Here is a 16,145-nt window from a genome sequence, read left to right on the forward strand (position 1 = left end):
TGGTTAACCGGTCAGCGCTGGACCCATGATCACCGTCGCGTTGGCCAAAGGAGCGCTGCTCAAAGATTCGGTGGCCCGCTTTGCGGCGGCTGGTCTTGATTTCTCCGCTGTTCTTGACAAGAACAACCGCCAGTTGATGGTGCCCACCCCTTGCGGGCGCGCCCGGGCCCTGCTGGTTCGCAACGGCGATGTGCCTACCTATGTGGCCTACGGCCAGGCTCAGCTGGGGGTGGTGGGTTACGACGTGCTCAAAGAGCATCAACTCCCCGTTGCTCAACTGGTGGACCTGGGCTTTGGCGGCTGCCGCATGGCTGTGGCGGTTCAGGAGAGCAGTGGTTACACCCGGGCCGCTGATCTGCCCGCCCACTGCCGCGTCGCCAGCAAATTCACCCACTGCGCCCGGGAATATTTCGATGCCCTCGACCTTCCCGTTGAGTTGGTTCACCTCAATGGCTCGGTGGAGCTGGGGCCCATCACGGGAATGTCGGAAGCGATTGTCGACCTGGTGGCCACCGGTCGCACCCTGCGTGAGAACGGCCTGATCGCCATCGAAGACCTGTTCCACTCCACAGCTCGACTGGTGGGGCACCCCCTGTCGGTTCGCCTCGATCACGGCCCCTTGGCCTCCATCGTTGATGCGATCCGCGCAGCAACACCCGTCGGGAGCTCCAGCTGATGGGGGCCGTCGCCGACTGGCGCCGGGTCCGTCGTCTCGGTCGTTATCTCGTGCGGGATCGCCGGCGGCTGCTGGTGGCCCTGCTGCTGCTGCTGCCCTTGGCCTTTGCCGGAGCACTGCAACCCGTTCTGCTCGGGCAGGCCGTCAGCGTCCTGCGCGGAGAGCCCAGTCTTCCCTTCCTTTCGGGGATGAGCCTCTCTGCCTCGATCCGCGTGATCATCGGGCTCTACTTCGTTTCCGTGCTGCTGCGGCTCGCCCTGCAGGGGGTTCAGCAATTCAGCATCCTGGCCGTCGGACAACGGCTCACCGCCCGCATCCGCGACGACCTCTTTGAACATGCGTTGTCGCTGTCCCTGCGGTTTCACGACCGCATGCCGGTGGGCAAGTTGCTCACACGGCTCACCAGCGATGTGGATGCCCTGGCTGAGGTGTTCGGCAGTGGTGCCGTGGGCGTGCTCAATGATCTGGTGAGCCTGCTGGTGCTGGCCTCAACGATGTTGTTCATCGAGTGGAGGCTGGGGTTGCTGCTGTTGTTCACGCAGGTGCCCGTCACCCTGGCCGTGCTTTGGCTGCAGCGCCGTTACCGCAAGGCCAATTACCGCGTGCGTGAAGAGCTTTCCCAGCTCAATGCCGATTTCCAGGAGAACCTCCAGGGCCTCGAGGTGGTTCAGATGTATGGCCGTGAAACGGTCAACAGCGCCCGTTTCCTGCGCACCGGCATGCACTACCGCAGCGCTGTGAACGGAACGATCTTTTTCGACAGCAGCATTTCAGCCTTCCTGGAATGGGTGGCTCTGGCCGCCATTGCCCTGGTGCTGGCCCTTGGCGGCTTGATGGTGACCAATGGCGCCATGGGTCTGGGCACCCTCACCACGTTCATCCTTGCCTCCCAGCGACTGTTTGATCCGTTGCGTCAGCTGGCGGAGCGTTTCACCCAGATCCAGGGTGGGCTCACGGCGGTCGAACGCATCGGCGAGTTGATGGAGGAGCCCCTTGAGATCGCTGAGGCCAAAGGGGTTCTCCCCCACGTGAGTGGCGGTGGCGGCGAGGTGATCTTCGAGAACGTGAGCTTCGCCTATCGGCCGGACGATCCGATCCTCCGCAACCTCTCCTTCCGCATCGCCCCCGGAGAACATGTCGCCCTGGTGGGCCCCACGGGGTCGGGCAAAAGCACGATCATCCGCCTGCTCTGCCGCCTCTATGAACCCCAGCAGGGACGCATCCTTCTCGATGGACGGGACATCCGCACGATCCCGATGGCCGATCTCCGGCGTGAGCTGGGCGTCGTGCTTCAAGACACGTTCCTGTTCAGCGGCAATGTGGCCGACAACCTTCGGCTCAATGCGTCGGTGAGCGATCGAGAGCTGGCTCAGGTCTGCGCTGAGCTTGGTCTCAACGAGCTGCTGGCCAAGCTTCCCAACGGCCTGGAGACGGAGCTGCGCGAGCGGGGCGGCAACCTCTCTTCAGGAGAGCGCCAACTGCTGGCGGTAGCCCGGGTGGCGATCCGCAAACCAACGGTGTTGGTGATGGATGAAGCCACCGCCTTCATGGACCCTTCAACGGAAGCGACGCTGCAGGCTGATCTCGATCGCCTGCTGCAAAAGCGCACCGCCATCGTCATTGCCCATCGCCTGGCCACGGTGGAAGCCTCGGACCGCATTCTTGTGCTGCGCCGCGGTGAACTGATCGAGCAGGGAACCCATCGCGAGCTCAGGGCCCGCGGCGGGCTCTATGCCCAGCTGGCTGATCTGCAGGAGCGGGGGTTGGCGCGACTGTGATCGCTCCTCTGCCCATGCCTGCTGATCCTCTGTTGGAGCAGTACGGCCAGGGGGCGCGTCTCTGCCCCTGTGCCAATGATCAGATCACCTTGGTGTTCAGCCAGGAGTACCCCTTCGATCTGGTGGAACTCGAGCAGTTGCTGGAAGCGGTGGGCTGGAGCCGCCGGCCGATTCGCCGGGTGCGCAAAGCCCTCAGCCACAGCCTGCTCAAAGTTGGCCTCTGGCGGCACGACCCACGGGTGCCTCGTCTGGTGGGATTTGCGCGCTGCACCGGGGATGGTGTTTTCGAAGCCACCGTCTGGGACGTGGCCGTGCATCCCCTGTACCAGGGCAATGGTCTGGGCAAGCAGATGATGGCTTACATCCTCGAGGCTCTTGATCAGATGGGAACCGAGCGGGTCAGCCTGTTCGCCGATCCGGGCGTCGTCAGCTTTTACCAGGGCCAGGGCTGGGATCTCGAGCCCCAGGGCCATCGCTGTGCCTTCTGGTACGCCAACTGATCGGATCCTTCAGCGCCGGTAGAGCCGCAACAGCTGCTCCGTTGATCGCCCCTGCCGCCACAGCCAGCGCAGCCGGGCATTGCGCCAGGCCTGCACCAGCACGCTTCGCTTCTGCCAGCGCTCTGCGCTGGTGAGCAGGGCACAGTTCAGTGAACGGAGGGGAGCGACCTGGCTCAGGCGTTCCACCAGGTCCAGGTCTTCCATCAGCGCCAGAGGCCGGTAGCCGCCCACGCGCTCATACAGCTGGCGCTGAATCAACAGGCCCTGATCGCCGTAAGGGCGTTGCAGCCAACGGCTGCGCAGGTTCACCATCCGCTCCAGCAGCCACAGCATCGGCCGCCTATGCGCCTCCACCTTGAAGTCGAAGCACCAGGCGCTCAGGTGAGCTTCTGGTCTCTTCAGAATCGCTCCCACCTTCTGGTGCCAGGTGTCCGGCAGGCGGCTGTCGGCGTGCAGCACCAGCACCCAGGCATGGGAGCTGTGGCCAACGCCCCAGCGCAGCTGTGGACCCCGTCCGGCGTTGGGACTGTTGAGCACGGTGGCGCCGGCCAGCTGAGCCACCGCCCGGGTGTGATCCCTACTTCCCGCGTCAGAGACGATCACTTCCAACTCCCCCGGCCATCGCTGCAGATCCGCCAGCAGCAGCGGCAGCCTGCTGGCTTCCTCCAGGGTTGGAATTACAACGCTCAGCCCTGCCATGGCCTCAGATCGCTCCAGTGATCCAGATCATTCCTTTGGGCCACGAGGGCCGATGAGAGCTGCCGCCTGCGCGCCGCCTCCAGCGTTGCCTCCAGCACCCTGGGGCCGCCCCAGGGAATGCCGAGCAGCGGCCAGTGCTGCGGGCTGCGGATCAGGGATGCGCCGATCCCTAGCAGCCAGTAGCCCCCATCGGAGGCTGGCCCCAGCACCAGGTCATGCTGCTTCAACCGCTCAACGGCCTGCCTCAAATCATCGGGATTGAGTTCGGGCAGATCCGTGCCGATCACGAGGCAGGGCCTGTTGTGGCGATGGCCGTGCATCAATTGCCGTCGCAATCGGGTGCCGAGTTGCCCCCTCCCCTGCAGCCGCACCTGACCCATTCCCAGCTGTTGCCCCCAGCGCGTGGCCGCACGGGGGCCGAGTCCGCTCACCGCCAGCACCGGCTCGATCTCCATGGCGCCGGCGAGGTCCCGCACCACCGCAGCGGTGTGCTGCGTGAGCCGCCGTTGGATCCTTGTGGCGCGTTCGCTGCTGTTGGCCAGGCCCAGCTCATGGTTGAGATCGCGGCTCAAGCGGCGTTTGCATCGGCCCGGTGATGGCCAGCGGGCCATCACAACGATCTGCACCATCTCAGTTGTTGCGGGGCAGTTCCCGCGGGCGCACCTGCACGATCAGCTCTTTCCCATTGCGTTGAAGGGTGAGCTGCATCGGTTCCCCCACCTGGCCGCGGTCCACGGCGAGTTGCACTTCGGTGGGGGTTTGAACGGGGTTGTTTTCCACCTTGAGGATCAGATCGCACTGGCGGATGCCGGCCGCAGCGGCCGGAGTGCCTTTCACCACCTCCTTCACCAACACGCCATTCAGCTCGGGCACCGTGCAGGCGCTGTTGGTGGCATTGATTTCCCGCGCCAGCTGCGGCGTGAGGTTCATCAGCTGCACGCCGATGAAGGGATGGGAGGCCTGGCCGGTGCTGACGATCTGTTGCGCGATCCGCTTGGCCAGGTTGATCGGAACCGCAAAACTCAAGCCGCCACCTGGGGCTGTGCGGATCGCTGTGTTGATGCCGATCACCTGACCGGCGGCATTGATCAACGGGCCGCCGCTGTTGCCGGGGTTCACCGCTGCATCGGTCTGGATGTAGGGAACCCGCTGGCCGTCACCGATCGCATTGAGGCGGCCGACGGCGCTGATGATGCCGGCCGTCACGGTGTTGTTAAGCCCAAACGGATTGCCGATGGCAATGGCCCATTCCCCCGGCTTGAGCTGGTCGGAGTTGCCCAGGGCCGCCACCGGCAGGTTGTCGGCCACCACTTTCACCACCGCCACGTCGGTGAGGGGGTCGGTGCCGAGAACCTTGCCCTTGAAATTGCGTCCGTCCGGCAGGGTTACCGCCACCTGATCGGCACCACGCACCACGTGCTCATTGGTGAAGATCAGGCCGCTGGCCCGGGTGATGAAGCCGGAGCCCTGGCCCTGCTGCCGCTGGCTGGAGGGACCCATCCCAAAAATCCCTCCGAAGGGGTTGGAGATCTCCTTCACCACATCGATGCGCACCACCGCTGGACCGACGCGATCCACCGCCTTCACGATCACGTTGTCCCCCGGTTGCAGAGGGGCGCTGCGGGGCTGATCGTGCACCACCGGTGGCGCCGTCATCGCTGGCTTGGGGGTCAGACCCAGCTGGTCTCTCACCAGGCTGCAACCGGAGAGTGCGCTCCCGGCCAGGGCGATGGCGAGCCAATGCTGGGCGTTGGGCATCACGACGAGATGTGTGCTGATGCATTTAAGACGGCCTGAGCGGATCGGCATGCGTAGATTCAGCGCTCGGGCGATGGGCGGTTTTGGCGCAGACGGGCGAAGAGCTCTGGATCAAGGTGCGGGATGGGTTGCAGGCGAAGCTGAGCAAGCCCACCTTCGAGACCTTCATTCGCCCCACGGGTTGCAGCGGCTTTGCCAATGGAGAGCTGAAGCTTCTGGCCCCGAATCCCTTTGCCAGCGTTCGTCTGCGGGAGCAGCTGCTCCCCACGATCGCCGAGATGGCCAGCAGCATCAGCGGTCAGCCCGTCCAGGTGACGGTGCTGGCGGAAACCGCCTTGCCGCTGCCGGACGCCACCGATGAGGCCTCAGCCGCTGCAGATGCGGCGCCGCCTCCAGCGGCCCAGGAGTTGGCATCGGCTCCAGCGCGGAACGGCTCCCCACGGCGCTACCTGCCCGGGCTCAATCCCCGCTACGTGTTCGGCCGTTTTGTGGTCGGCCCCAACAGCCGGATGGCCCATGCGGCAGCTTTGGCTGTGGCTGAAGCACCGGGCCGGGAGTTCAACCCCCTGTTCATCTGCGGCGGTGTGGGCCTGGGCAAAACCCACCTGATGCAAGCCATTGGCCATTACCGGCTGGAAATCGACCCCGGGGCTCGGGTGGCCTATGTCTCCACCGAAACCTTCACCAATGACCTGATCCAGGCCATCCGCAAGGACGGCATGCAGGCCTTCCGCGATCGCTACCGCGCCGCGGATCTGATCCTGGTGGACGACATTCAATTCATCGAGGGCAAGGAGTACACCCAGGAGGAGTTCTTCCACACCTTCAATGCCCTGCACGAGGCAGGCCGTCAGGTGGTGATCGCCAGTGATCGTCCCCCCAGCCAGATTCCACGGTTGCAGCAGCGCCTGATCTCCCGGTTCCAGATGGGCCTGATCGCAGACATTCAGTCGCCTGACCTGGAAACACGCATGGCGATTCTTCAGAAGAAAGCGGAACAGGAGCGCATGTCGCTGCCCCGTGATCTGATCCAGTACATCGCCGGTCGCTTCACCTCGAACATCCGCGAGTTGGAAGGGGCCCTGACCCGGGCTGTGGCCTTCGCCTCCATCACGGGGCTGCCGATGACCGTGGAATCCGTGGCACCGATGCTCGACCCCACGGGGCAGGGGGTGGAGGTCACGCCGCAACAGGTGATCGACAAGGTGTCTGAAGTGTTTGATGTCACGGCCGAGGAGATGTGCAGCAGCACCCGTCGCCGCGCCGTGAGCCAGGCCCGTCAGGTGGGGATGTACCTCATGCGCCAGGGCACCGACCTCAGCCTGCCGAGGATCGGCGACAACTTCGGCGGAAAAGACCACACCACGGTGATGTACGCGATCGAGCAGGTGGAGAAGAAACTGGCCTCCGACCCCCAGCTCGCCGGTCAGGTGCAGAAGGTGAAGGATCTCCTGCAGATCGATTCCCGCAAGAAGCGCTGATCAGCAGCAGGCTTTCTTGTCACCTTTCCAGCCCGGCATGTCCTGTGCAGCGGCTGAGCAAACCAGCTGGCGGGCTGCTGCGAGTGCCGGCTCCAGGCGCCTGGAGCTGAAGGGGGGCAGGGGCCGGCTGCGCAGCCAGGCACCCCAACGAAACTCGTGATAGGGGATCAGGGGCTGAGGCTTGATCCACCCCTCCTGCTTCAGCTTCCACACGAGGCTCCTGTAGGGATCGTCGTCCAGTCCCAGCAGGCTCGTGGGCAGCTGCTCGGCCGGGCGCGGGCCGTTGCCTCGTCCGTCGTAGAGGTAGAGCCAGCCCTGGTTGTGCAGATGGGCCAGCACAGCGTTTCGGTCGGCGGTTGGCAGCTCCTCCACCACGTAACCCCAGGTGGTGGCCCCTGGATCAATGCCGATCAGGCCTCGCAGCCGGTGGTGCCGGTCCAGCATCCACATGGCGCCATCGGCAGATCGGATCAAAGGGACCGGTTTGCCGCGCAGGTAGTCAAGACGTTGCTGACGGGTGTCCTGGGCGAAATCCTTCTCGCGCGACCAGATCTCCGCCAGTCCCACACACCACTGGGTCGGCTGCAGCTGCGCCGCTGACACCTCAATCAGATCGGTCCTCCGATCGGGGGCGGGGATCGGTTGGTAAGCGGGCAGCCGCAGGGGCACGACTCAGCGTTGGCGCCCTCGCACTATGACCCAATTAAGAAGGGTCGGGGATCCTGATCAAAGCGATCCCTCACCGGCAAGGGCTTGGCCTGCTCAGGGCCATCCAGCTGGGCGGTGGCTTCAAGGGCTTGACGCAGCAGTCGAGCGGCCGGGAGCGGCATATCCCTTGGCACCGAAATGCGATCGCGCAAATAGCGCAGCCCGGCGGCACTCCCCGCTGGAGGCGGGCAGGGGGTGTCGCGAACCAATCGGGTGAGGGCACAGCGCAGGGGCTGGTCAAAGGCTGCAGCACCCATGGGGTTCACCTCGCGCAGCCGTTGCTGGTGACGCAGCACCCGGCTCAGGGCGATGACGGCCTGATCGGCTTGATGGTCCACATCCCAGCAGGCTTCGTCCTCGCCGAGGCCATCACCTCGGTCGATCCGTTCGGCCAGGCGCTTTGCTTCCGCTCCATCGTCGGGCCAGCAGCCGCCCATCTGGGGCGGCAGGTCATGGGCATGGGTGTGGAAGTCGCTTTGGGTACCGCGGTAGGTCTCCAGTTGCTCCAGGGCACGGAACCAGCGGTCAATGGCTGGATGCTCAGCCCTCAGCCGGTATCCCTTGTAGTAAGCCAGCGAGGCATTCATCCGTTCCACGTAGGGAACGAAGATCAGATCCACGGTCTGCGGCTCCGGGCCCCGCAGCCACGGTCCTTCCTCCCGGTTCAGCTCCCGTTCGAAGCGCCGGGCGATGTCTTGAAACTGCTCTCGGGCCAGAACCTGTTGCCTCGGACTCAGCCGTGGTGAACACAGCCAGATGCACCAGGCCTGAAACAGCAGCCGTTCAAGACGGCGCAGCTCCAGAGCTTCCGGCGCTGTCATCGCCATGCCCAGGGAGCCGAACTGCTGTTCGAGGGCCAGCAGGATGTCGTCGCTTTCGGTGATCAGCCGCCCGTTGAGCTCCAGGGCCGGCAACATCCCTGAGGGCACTTTCTCCAGGAACCACGGCTCCTTCGGGCCGTAGCAACGCATGGTGACTTTGCGGATCCGGTAGGGGATGCGCTTGAACTCCAGCCACAGCCAGATTTTTTGGCAGTAGGGGCACCAGGCGTGGTGGTCGCGGTACAGCGTGACCATCACGTTGGATTCAGGCTGTCCGAACAGGCGCAACGTGGCCTGGGCACTGGTCGGCCCTTCAATCCGATTCGGTTCCGGCATCGCCAGGCTGGCCAGGTCCGACCAGCTCAGGGGTTCAGCTGATTCCGATGAAAGGGGCATGCAGGATCGGCGCAAGCGTTGCCCGTCCATAGGACTGCCAGTCACCCAGTTCGTGCATCAGCGCCAGACAGTCCTGCTGGCGGCCCTGATCAGCCAACTGCTTCAGCCGCAGTTTCATGTCGTCGCTGGTGATCATCATCACGATCTCGCGGCGTTGCGAACGTTTGAGGCGCAGCTCAGGTTCAGGCGGCTGCCTGCGGCGCTTGGAAGAACGGTTCATGGTTTAAGGACGCGGTTGAAATACGACCGACTCGTCTTGGGCCTTTATGGCCCCCCCTCCCCGGACCATAACGCCATCTTTACGATGACGCCCGTCGTCTCGAGCACCCTTCTGTTATGGGCGCTGATCTGGATCTGGTTGTGCTCGGAGCAGGCTCCGGTGGTCTGGCCGCTGCGAAACGCGCGGCCCGTCATGGAGCCCGCGTCGCCATCGTGGAGGGCGATCGCGTCGGCGGCACCTGCGTGATCCGCGGCTGTGTTCCCAAAAAGCTTTTGGTGTACGGCGCCCAGGCCCGCCATCAATTGGCGGATGCCTCGGCCTACGGCCTTGAGATCGGTTCGGTGCGTTCGGATGTGCCTGATCTCCTGCGTCGGGTGCGCGCCGAGGTGGATCGGCTCAATGCCCTCCATCTCGGATTTCTGGAGAAGGCCGGCGTTCAGTTGATCTCCGGTTGGGGACGCTTCACGGCAGCAGATCGCATTGGCATTTCCGATCAACGCGGTGGGCCCGTGCGAGAGGAACTCTCGGCCCCGCGCTTTCTGGTGGCGGTTGGTGGCCGGCCGGCCCGGCCGGAGATTCCTGGGGTTGAGCACACCTGGGTCAGTGACGACATGTTCCTTCTGGAGGATGTCCCCTCAGCCGTGGTCGTGGTGGGCGCAGGCTTCATTGCCTGCGAGTTTGCCTGCATCCTGCGGGGCCTTGGTGTTGCGGTCACCCAGGTGGTGCGTGGTCCGCGCTTGTTGCGCGGTTTTGATGCTGAGTTGGCCGATGCCGTGCTGGCTGGCATGCGTGAGCAGGGCATCGAGGTGCTGTTGGAGCAAACGCTGGTGGCCGTGGAGGGAGAGCCCGGGGCGCTGACGGCGCGGCTGGGCAATGGTGAGTCTTTGGCTTGCGGCGGTGTGTTGATGGCCACCGGGCGTCGCCCCTGGCTTGCGGATCTTGGCCTGGATGCTGCCGGCGTGGCGGTCGAGAACGGTCGCATCAGGGTCGATGCCAACTCCTGCACCTCGGTACCCCACATCCATGCCGTCGGCGATGTCACCGATCGGGTCAACCTCACGCCTGTGGCCATTGATGAAGGTCGTGCCTTCGCCGACAGCGTCTTCGGGTCGCGTCAGCGGCAGGTGAACCACGACCTGGTGGCCAGTGCCGTGTTCAGCGATCCAGAGCTGGCGACCGTGGGCCTATCAGAAGAACAGGCCATCGAACGCCATGGCGTGGATGGTGTTGTTGTGCATCGCGCCCGCTTTCGGTCAATGGCGCGGGCCCTGCCCGCCTCCGGTCCACGTTGTCTGCTCAAGTTGGTGGTGGAGAAGGCTACCGATCGGGTGCTGGGCTGCCACATGGTGGGCGAGCATGCCGCGGAGATCATTCAGATGGCGGCGATTGCCGTGGGGATGGGAGCCACCAAGGCTGATTTCGATCGCACCATGGCGCTGCACCCCTCTGTTTCAGAGGAGTTCGTCACGATGCAGTGATCCGGCAATCCTTTCGACAGTATGAAAGGTGCAAGACAATGCATATATGGCGAACTAGACCACGATTAGATCGATATATATGACGTGGAATCATTCATGCAGACTCGAGGTCATAAGGCTGATTTTGCTCATTTTTTGATTGAATCAGGGGAGCAGTTGCTCAGCCTTTTTTGGCCTGCAGCTGACGCTCGCCGGGCAGCATCTTTAGAGATTATTGCTCGCACGGCCTATACAGCTGAGGAAAGTGCTTGTCATTACCTTGAGACGATTGGCCTCGATCAGAGTGGCGCTATTCGTAAAACTCTGGAGCTGGCACGTCGGCAGGATAGTAATGAGCAGACGCATGAAGACATTTTTTCTCGTGATCTTGGTGGATTGTCTTTATGGGTAGATCGCTTTGTGGCAAGGCATGTAGCTGTCCTTGTTTATTGGGTATTTGCTTTTACTACCTTGTTGGATCACGAGTTGGCCTCTTTGCTTGGAGAAGCTGTTGAGGCCGAAGCTGTCAAAACGTACCGGCGCATGCTTCTGGAGCAGCCAGAAGAATGGTTGCAGCAGCCCGTAACTCCCATTGCAACAGCCTATTGGAGAAAAGAGGGAAATATGTGGGCTGCCCGGGATGAATGTGAGCCAAAAACTCTTCGAGATGTAATCGAATTGATTGCCAGAGATGAGTTGGACCATGTGGCGGCTAATAGCCAAAAGGCAATCGCTTTTTAGTCAATGATTTAAGTGGTTGGACTGTTCTGGTTGTCCCGCCAATAAAAAACTGCCTGAGTGAAAATCACAATCATCACGATTGGAATTACAGCGCAGAGCATCACAAGGCGAAATTCATCGGCCCAGGTGGCCATGGCCGTTCGGGGCAAAACATTGTCGACCAGATACAGAACATAGAGGCCGAGAAGTAGCCCTCCCTCCAAGCGGGATATTCGACCTTTCGTCCAAAAAATTGGCATACAGGCCAGGCTGGTGAGCAGCATTACCGGCAAGTCGTCCTGAATCAGTTCCGGGCTGACTTGAAGTCCGTTGCCAGCTGCCGCTATGGCTCCGCCGCCCAGCACCAGCATCAGGTTCAACAGGCAGCTGCCCACCACGTTGCCGATCGCCAGATCGGTGCGCCCGCGCAGGGCGGCCACCAGGGAGGTGATCAATTCCGGCATCGACGTTCCAGCGGAAACGATTGTCAGACCGATCACTGCCTCACTAACTCCCAGAAGGGTTGCGGCGCTGACCGCGCCATTCACCAGAACCCTGGATCCGATCGAGAGAACGCTGATGCCGGCAATCAATCGCACTGAAGCTGGGATCAATCCACCTTTGTTTGCTTCGTCACTGATTTCGGGTTCAGCGCTGCCGCTGTCGTCCGGTTCTTCACGGGCGGTGCGGATCTCCCAGACGGTGTTGATCACAAGCCCCAAGAGCAAGGCCAGGCCCGCTTGCCAGGTGACCCGTCCTGCGGAGGCCATACCCCAGACCGCCGCCGAGATGGCAATCATCAGAGGCACATCTCGCCTCACCAGGCGGCTTTCAACCCGCAAGGGCAGAACAAGGGCACTGCTGCCCAGCACCACCATCACGTTGAAGATGTTGCTGCCCACCACATTGCTCACGGCGAGGGCGTCAGCTCCCTGCAGCACCGAACTCAGGCTCACGAACAGTTCAGGGGCGCTGGTGCCCAGCGACACCACCGTCAGGCCGATCACGAGCTGGGGAATCCCGAAGATCACCGCCATGGCGACGGACCCCTGAACGAACAGTTCCCCGCCACCGAACAGCAGTCCGATGCCCAGGAGCACTTGGATCGAGGCCTGCAGAAATTCAGGCATGGGGTGAGCTCAGCTGTACGGGGATTCTGCTTTGAAGCGAATTAACCTAAGGTCACTCACCTGGGTAATAGATAAGAAACCTTGTTGAACCGGATCAGCACCAGCAACCTCCGGGGTGACGCCTTTGGTGGCGTGACCGCCGCGGTGATTGCTCTGCCGATGGCCCTGGCCTTCGGGGTCGCCGCAACGGGTGACCCTGCCCCTGGGCTTTGGGGCGCCGTGATCATCGGCTTGGTGGCGTCTCTCTTCGGCGGAACGCCCACCTTGATCTCTGAACCCACCGGTCCCATGACCGTGGTGTTCACGTCGGTGATCCTGAGCTTCACCGCCACAGCTCCGGACAAGGAAACGGCCATGGCCATGGCCTTCACCGTGGTCATCCTGGCGGGTCTGTTTCAGATCCTTTTTGGTGTGTTCCGTCTGGGTCGATACGTCACCCAGATGCCTTACACAGTGATCTCTGGCTTCATGTCGGGGATTGGAGCCATCCTGGTGATTCTCCAGCTGCCCGCTTTCCTGGGGCAGACCGCATCGGGCGGGGTGATGGGAACCCTGTCCAACCTGCCGGGTTTGATTGCCGGAATTCAGCCGATGGAGCTGGCGCTGGCGTTGATCACCGTTGCGATCCTCTGGTTCACCCCAGCCAGCGTGAAGCGTTTCTGCCCGCCGCAGCTGCTCGCTCTGGTGCTGGGAACGGTGCTGTCGATGACCCTGTTCCACGACGCCGGTCTCAAGACCATTCCGCCGTTCAATGCTGAGCTCCCCAGCCTGCATGTGCCCACCTTTTCGGGCGGACAGCTGCGTTTGATGTTCGTGGATGCTGCAGTGCTGGGCATGCTCGGCTGCATCGATGCGCTGCTCACCTCAGTTGTGGCTGACAGCCTCACCCGCACGGAGCACAATTCCAACAAGGAATTGGTGGGTCAGGGACTGGCCAACATCGCGTCGGGCGTCTTTGGCGGACTGCCTGGAGCGGGAGCCACGATGGGCACCGTGGTGAACATTCAGGCCGGCGGACGCTCAGCCCTGTCGGGCATTGTCCGAGCGCTGATTCTGATGGTGGTCGTTCTGGCTGCCGCACCCCTTGCGTCCACGATTCCCCTCGCTGTGCTGGCGGGCATCGCCCTGAAGGTGGGCATCGACATCATTGATTGGGATTTCCTCCAACGGGCCCACCACCTCTCGGTGAAAGCTGCGGTGATCACCTACGGCGTGATTGCGCTCACGGTGCTGGTGGATCTCATCACTGCAGTGGGCATTGGAGTTTTCGTGGCCAACGTGCTCACCATTGATCGGATGAGCGCGTTGCAGTCCAGAAAAGTGAAAACGATCAGCACCGCCGATGACGATGTGGAGCTGACTGATGAAGAGCAGGTGTTGCTGGATCAGGCCTCCGGCAAGGTTCTGTTGTTCCAGCTCGCCGGGCCGATGATCTTCGGCGTGGCCAAGGCCATCTCGCGTGAGCACAACGCCATCGGCAATTGTCAGGCGGTGGTCTTCGACCTCTCCGAGGTGTCCCACCTGGGGGTCACCGCTGCAATCGCCCTCGAGAATGCTGTTAAGGAAGCGATTGAAGAGAGTCGTCAGGTGTTCCTGGTCGGTGCAACGGGCAGCACGGAGAAGCGCCTGCAGAAGCTGAAGCTGTTGGATCGGCTCCCCCAAAGCCACATCACTGGTGATCGCCTCGATGCCTTGCGCCTTGCCGTGAACGGTTTGCCGCTGAATGTCTGATCAGATCTCGATCATCGCCCCAGATGATTGGCACGTGCATCTCCGCGACGGGGAGATGCTCAACCAGGTTGTGGCCCATACCGCCCGCCGTTTTCAGCGGGCCATAGTGATGCCCAACCTGCGTCCCCCGGTGACCACGGTGGCTGCTGCACGGGCATACCGGGACCGGATTCAGGCGGCGTGCCCCGCTGATCTGGAGTTCACGCCCCTGATGACGGCGTACCTCACGGATTCGATCGCTCCTGCCGAGTTGGAGACAGGATTTCGAGAGGGCGTTTTTGCTGCCGCCAAGCTTTATCCCGCCAACGCCACCACCAATTCCGCCGCAGGGGTGACGGATCTGCTGCAGATCGATCCCGTGCTGGAAACGATGGCCCGGATCGGCATGCCCTTGCTGATCCATGGTGAAGTCACGGACAGCGAGATCGATATCTTCGACCGAGAGGCGGTGTTCATCGAACGCCATCTGGCACCACTGCGGTACCGCCATCCCGAGCTGAAGGTTGTGTTCGAGCACATCACCACCGAACAAGCGGTGCAATACGTCAGCTCAGCGGATCGTCATCTCGCCGCCACCATCACCCCCCACCATTTGCACATCAACCGCAACGCGATGTTTGCCGGCGGGTTGCGCAGTGATTTTTATTGCCTCCCCGTGGCCAAGCGGGAATGTCACCGTCAGGCCCTGCGCCGGGCGGCCACCAGCGGTGACCCACGCTTCTTTCTCGGCACCGACACGGCACCGCACGAACGGGCATCCAAGGAAAGTGCCTGCGGATGCGCCGGCATCTTCAATGCGCCCTTCGCCCTGGAGAGCTATGCCCAGGTTTTTGATGAGGAGGATGCTTTGGAGCATCTCGAAGCCTTCACCAGCCTGAATGGGCCGGCCTTCTACAACCGTCCAGCTAACACGCGTCGCATCACGTTGCAACGCCGTGACCATCTCGTGCCGGAACTTGTGAATGGACTGGTTCCTTTCCATGCTGGAGAGATCCTGTCCTGGGCCGTTGCCGATGCACCTGATCAAGTTCAGCTCTGAAGACTGCGGCACCTGTCACCGCATGAGTCACTACGACGGCAAGGTGGCCGAGGAACTCGGCTGCAGCTTCATCTCCGTGATGCTGCAGGACACGGAGATGTATCGGAAATACCGGAAGATCCTGCTCAAGCAGTACCCCAACAAGGAGGGGATGGGCTGGCCCACCTACCTCCTGGTGAACGATCCCGATGGAGATTTTTCGATTGAGGGAGAACTGAAGGGCGGCATGCCCAAGGGAGATTTCCGCACCAAGCTGGCTGAGTTGCTGCCGTCTTGAGCTCAGGTGGTGGGGGCAGGGGGACTTGAACCCCCACAGGCCTTTCAGCCCAAGCGATTTTAAGTCGCGTGCGTCTACCGATTCCGCCATGCCCCCGCCCGGACATCTTAGATTTCCCCCAGATGTCCTCAGGCCTTGGACCTTTCGTCCCTGCTTTCTCAAGTCCCACAGGACACGTTGTTGGTTCTGTTGGCCTACACCGTTCTGGGCGGCCTGTATCTCGTTGTGGTTCCCCTCGCCCTGTACGCGTGGATGAACCAGCGTTGGCATCGCATGGGCAAGCTGGAGCGTCTGGGGATCTATGGCCTGGTCTTCCTCTTTTTCCCGGGGATGATTCTGTTTGCCCCTTTCCTCAATTTCCGGCTGAGCGGGCAAGGAGACGTCTGAATTGACGCGTGGCAAGGTTCTTCTGATCGGACTTGCAGTCCTCCTGCTGGGCGGGCTTGGGCAAGTCGGCTTTCAGGCTGCAGGCTTTGAGGGGTTTTCGGCAGGGATTGCTGCGGAGGCCCTGCTGGTTGTGATTGTGGTGGTGTGGACAAGCTCTTACCTGTTCCGTGTGGTCACCGGCCAGATGACCTACATGGATCAGCGGCGTCGCTACCGCGAGGTCTACGACAAACAGGAAGCTGAGGCGCTTCAAGCCCGTTTTGATGCTCTTCCCGAGGAGGAGCAACAGGCGCTGTTGCGCAAGATTGGAGCGGATGCCTCGGTTCCCGCGGACGGCGATGCCCCCGTCGACTCATAGGCTTCCGAA

At 62.4% G+C, this 16,145-nt stretch carries 18 protein-coding genes and 1 tRNA gene; 11 read left to right on the forward strand and 8 right to left on the reverse strand.

The window, feature by feature from the left end:
* Window positions 1-25 precede the first annotated feature (25 nt).
* The 3 genes from hisG to SynM161_RS04455 are packed head-to-tail and all read left to right on the forward strand — an operon-like array spanning window position 26 to window position 2,954.
* The gene (hisG, locus tag SynM161_RS04445) at window positions 26-676 is read left to right on the forward strand and encodes an ATP phosphoribosyltransferase (RefSeq protein WP_186495659.1); all 651 of its coding nucleotides are present in this window, start codon (window positions 26-28) and stop codon (window positions 674-676) included.
* Window positions 676-2,454 carry an ABC transporter ATP-binding protein gene (locus SynM161_RS04450; protein WP_186542111.1) on the forward strand — a complete coding sequence of 593 codons (1,779 nt, stop codon included), beginning with the start codon at window positions 676-678 and terminating at the stop codon, window positions 2,452-2,454. Before hisG ends, SynM161_RS04450 begins: the two co-directional genes overlap by 1 nt.
* 14 nt (window positions 2,455-2,468) lie before the next feature.
* Window positions 2,469-2,954 (forward strand): GNAT family N-acetyltransferase, encoded by a 486-nt coding sequence (locus SynM161_RS04455; RefSeq protein WP_115009240.1) that lies wholly within the window; start codon window positions 2,469-2,471, stop codon window positions 2,952-2,954.
* Between the two features lie 9 nt (window positions 2,955-2,963).
* Here the strand turns inward: SynM161_RS04455 and SynM161_RS04460 are convergent, their stop codons facing one another.
* The 3 genes from SynM161_RS04460 to SynM161_RS04470 are packed head-to-tail and all read right to left on the reverse strand — an operon-like array spanning window position 2,964 to window position 5,411.
* Window positions 2,964-3,653 carry a TIGR04283 family arsenosugar biosynthesis glycosyltransferase gene (locus SynM161_RS04460; RefSeq protein WP_186542112.1) on the reverse strand — a complete coding sequence of 230 codons (690 nt, stop codon included), beginning with the start codon at window positions 3,651-3,653 and terminating at the stop codon, window positions 2,964-2,966.
* Window positions 3,641-4,282 (reverse strand): TIGR04282 family arsenosugar biosynthesis glycosyltransferase, encoded by a 642-nt coding sequence (locus SynM161_RS04465; RefSeq protein ID WP_255441937.1) that lies wholly within the window; start codon window positions 4,280-4,282, stop codon window positions 3,641-3,643. Before SynM161_RS04465 ends, SynM161_RS04460 begins: the two co-directional genes overlap by 13 nt.
* Window position 4,283: 1 nt before the next feature.
* Complete coding sequence (locus tag SynM161_RS04470) at window positions 4,284-5,411, reverse strand: trypsin-like peptidase domain-containing protein (RefSeq protein ID WP_255441938.1); 1,128 nt, start codon at window positions 5,409-5,411, stop codon at window positions 4,284-4,286.
* 83 nt (window positions 5,412-5,494) lie between these two features.
* On the opposite strand from SynM161_RS04470, the gene dnaA reads away from it, so the two are divergent.
* Window positions 5,495-6,892 carry a chromosomal replication initiator protein DnaA gene (gene dnaA / locus SynM161_RS04475; RefSeq protein ID WP_186542114.1) on the forward strand — a complete coding sequence of 466 codons (1,398 nt, stop codon included), beginning with the start codon at window positions 5,495-5,497 and terminating at the stop codon, window positions 6,890-6,892.
* Here the strand turns inward: dnaA and SynM161_RS04480 are convergent, their stop codons facing one another.
* The 3 genes from SynM161_RS04480 to SynM161_RS04490 are packed head-to-tail and all read right to left on the reverse strand — an operon-like array spanning window position 6,893 to window position 9,037.
* Complete coding sequence (locus SynM161_RS04480) at window positions 6,893-7,561, reverse strand: ParB-like protein (protein WP_186542115.1); 669 nt, start codon at window positions 7,559-7,561, stop codon at window positions 6,893-6,895.
* A gap of 23 nt (window positions 7,562-7,584) precedes the next feature.
* The gene (locus SynM161_RS04485; RefSeq protein WP_186542116.1) at window positions 7,585-8,817 is read right to left on the reverse strand and encodes a glutathione S-transferase family protein; all 1,233 of its coding nucleotides are present in this window, start codon (window positions 8,815-8,817) and stop codon (window positions 7,585-7,587) included.
* Window positions 8,792-9,037 (reverse strand): hypothetical protein, encoded by a 246-nt coding sequence (locus tag SynM161_RS04490; RefSeq protein WP_041434546.1) that lies wholly within the window; start codon window positions 9,035-9,037, stop codon window positions 8,792-8,794. Before SynM161_RS04490 ends, SynM161_RS04485 begins: the two co-directional genes overlap by 26 nt.
* Before the next feature lie 116 nt (window positions 9,038-9,153).
* Here SynM161_RS04490 and gorA point away from each other — a divergent pair, with 116 nt between their 5' ends.
* Together gorA and SynM161_RS04500 are read left to right on the forward strand one after the other, a co-directional pair.
* Entirely contained in the window at window positions 9,154-10,515 is a 1,362-nt protein-coding gene (gene gorA / locus SynM161_RS04495; RefSeq protein ID WP_186542117.1) for a glutathione-disulfide reductase, read from the forward strand.
* 96 nt (window positions 10,516-10,611) lie between these two features.
* The gene (locus SynM161_RS04500; RefSeq protein ID WP_170951931.1) at window positions 10,612-11,235 is read left to right on the forward strand and encodes an alternative oxidase; all 624 of its coding nucleotides are present in this window, start codon (window positions 10,612-10,614) and stop codon (window positions 11,233-11,235) included.
* 8 nt (window positions 11,236-11,243) lie between these two features.
* Here the strand turns inward: SynM161_RS04500 and SynM161_RS04505 are convergent, their stop codons facing one another.
* Window positions 11,244-12,344 carry a calcium/sodium antiporter gene (locus SynM161_RS04505; RefSeq protein ID WP_186542118.1) on the reverse strand — a complete coding sequence of 367 codons (1,101 nt, stop codon included), beginning with the start codon at window positions 12,342-12,344 and terminating at the stop codon, window positions 11,244-11,246.
* 81 nt (window positions 12,345-12,425) lie between these two features.
* Between SynM161_RS04505 and SynM161_RS04510 the strand changes: the two genes are divergently transcribed.
* The 3 genes from SynM161_RS04510 to SynM161_RS04520 are packed head-to-tail and all read left to right on the forward strand — an operon-like array spanning window position 12,426 to window position 15,391.
* Complete coding sequence (locus SynM161_RS04510; RefSeq protein ID WP_186542119.1) at window positions 12,426-14,075, forward strand: SulP family inorganic anion transporter; 1,650 nt, start codon at window positions 12,426-12,428, stop codon at window positions 14,073-14,075.
* Entirely contained in the window at window positions 14,068-15,114 is a 1,047-nt protein-coding gene (pyrC, locus tag SynM161_RS04515; RefSeq protein ID WP_186542120.1) for a dihydroorotase, read from the forward strand. The genes SynM161_RS04510 and pyrC overlap by 8 nt, the downstream gene beginning before the upstream one ends.
* Entirely contained in the window at window positions 15,089-15,391 is a 303-nt protein-coding gene (locus tag SynM161_RS04520; protein ID WP_025362365.1) for a thioredoxin family protein, read from the forward strand. Before pyrC ends, SynM161_RS04520 begins: the two co-directional genes overlap by 26 nt.
* Window positions 15,392-15,398: 7 nt before the next feature.
* Here the strand turns inward: SynM161_RS04520 and SynM161_RS04525 are convergent.
* Window positions 15,399-15,487, reverse strand: a tRNA-Leu gene (locus tag SynM161_RS04525).
* A 39-nt stretch (window positions 15,488-15,526) separates the two neighbouring features.
* On the opposite strand from SynM161_RS04525, the gene SynM161_RS04530 reads away from it, so the two are divergent.
* Both SynM161_RS04530 and SynM161_RS04535 read left to right on the forward strand, forming a co-directional pair.
* Window positions 15,527-15,778, forward strand: coding sequence for an NAD(P)H-quinone oxidoreductase subunit L (locus tag SynM161_RS04530; protein WP_115008824.1), 252 nt, complete (start codon window positions 15,527-15,529; stop codon window positions 15,776-15,778).
* Between the two features lies 1 nt (window position 15,779).
* Window positions 15,780-16,136: a DUF3007 family protein gene (locus SynM161_RS04535; protein ID WP_115008825.1), complete on the forward strand. Its 357-nt coding sequence runs from the start codon at window positions 15,780-15,782 to the stop codon at window positions 16,134-16,136.
* Window positions 16,137-16,145: the final 9 nt, after the last annotated feature.

Origin of the sequence: Synechococcus sp. M16.1 (assembly GCF_014279895.1) — a bacterium.
Lineage (GTDB): Bacteria > Cyanobacteriota > Cyanobacteriia > PCC-6307 > Cyanobiaceae > Parasynechococcus.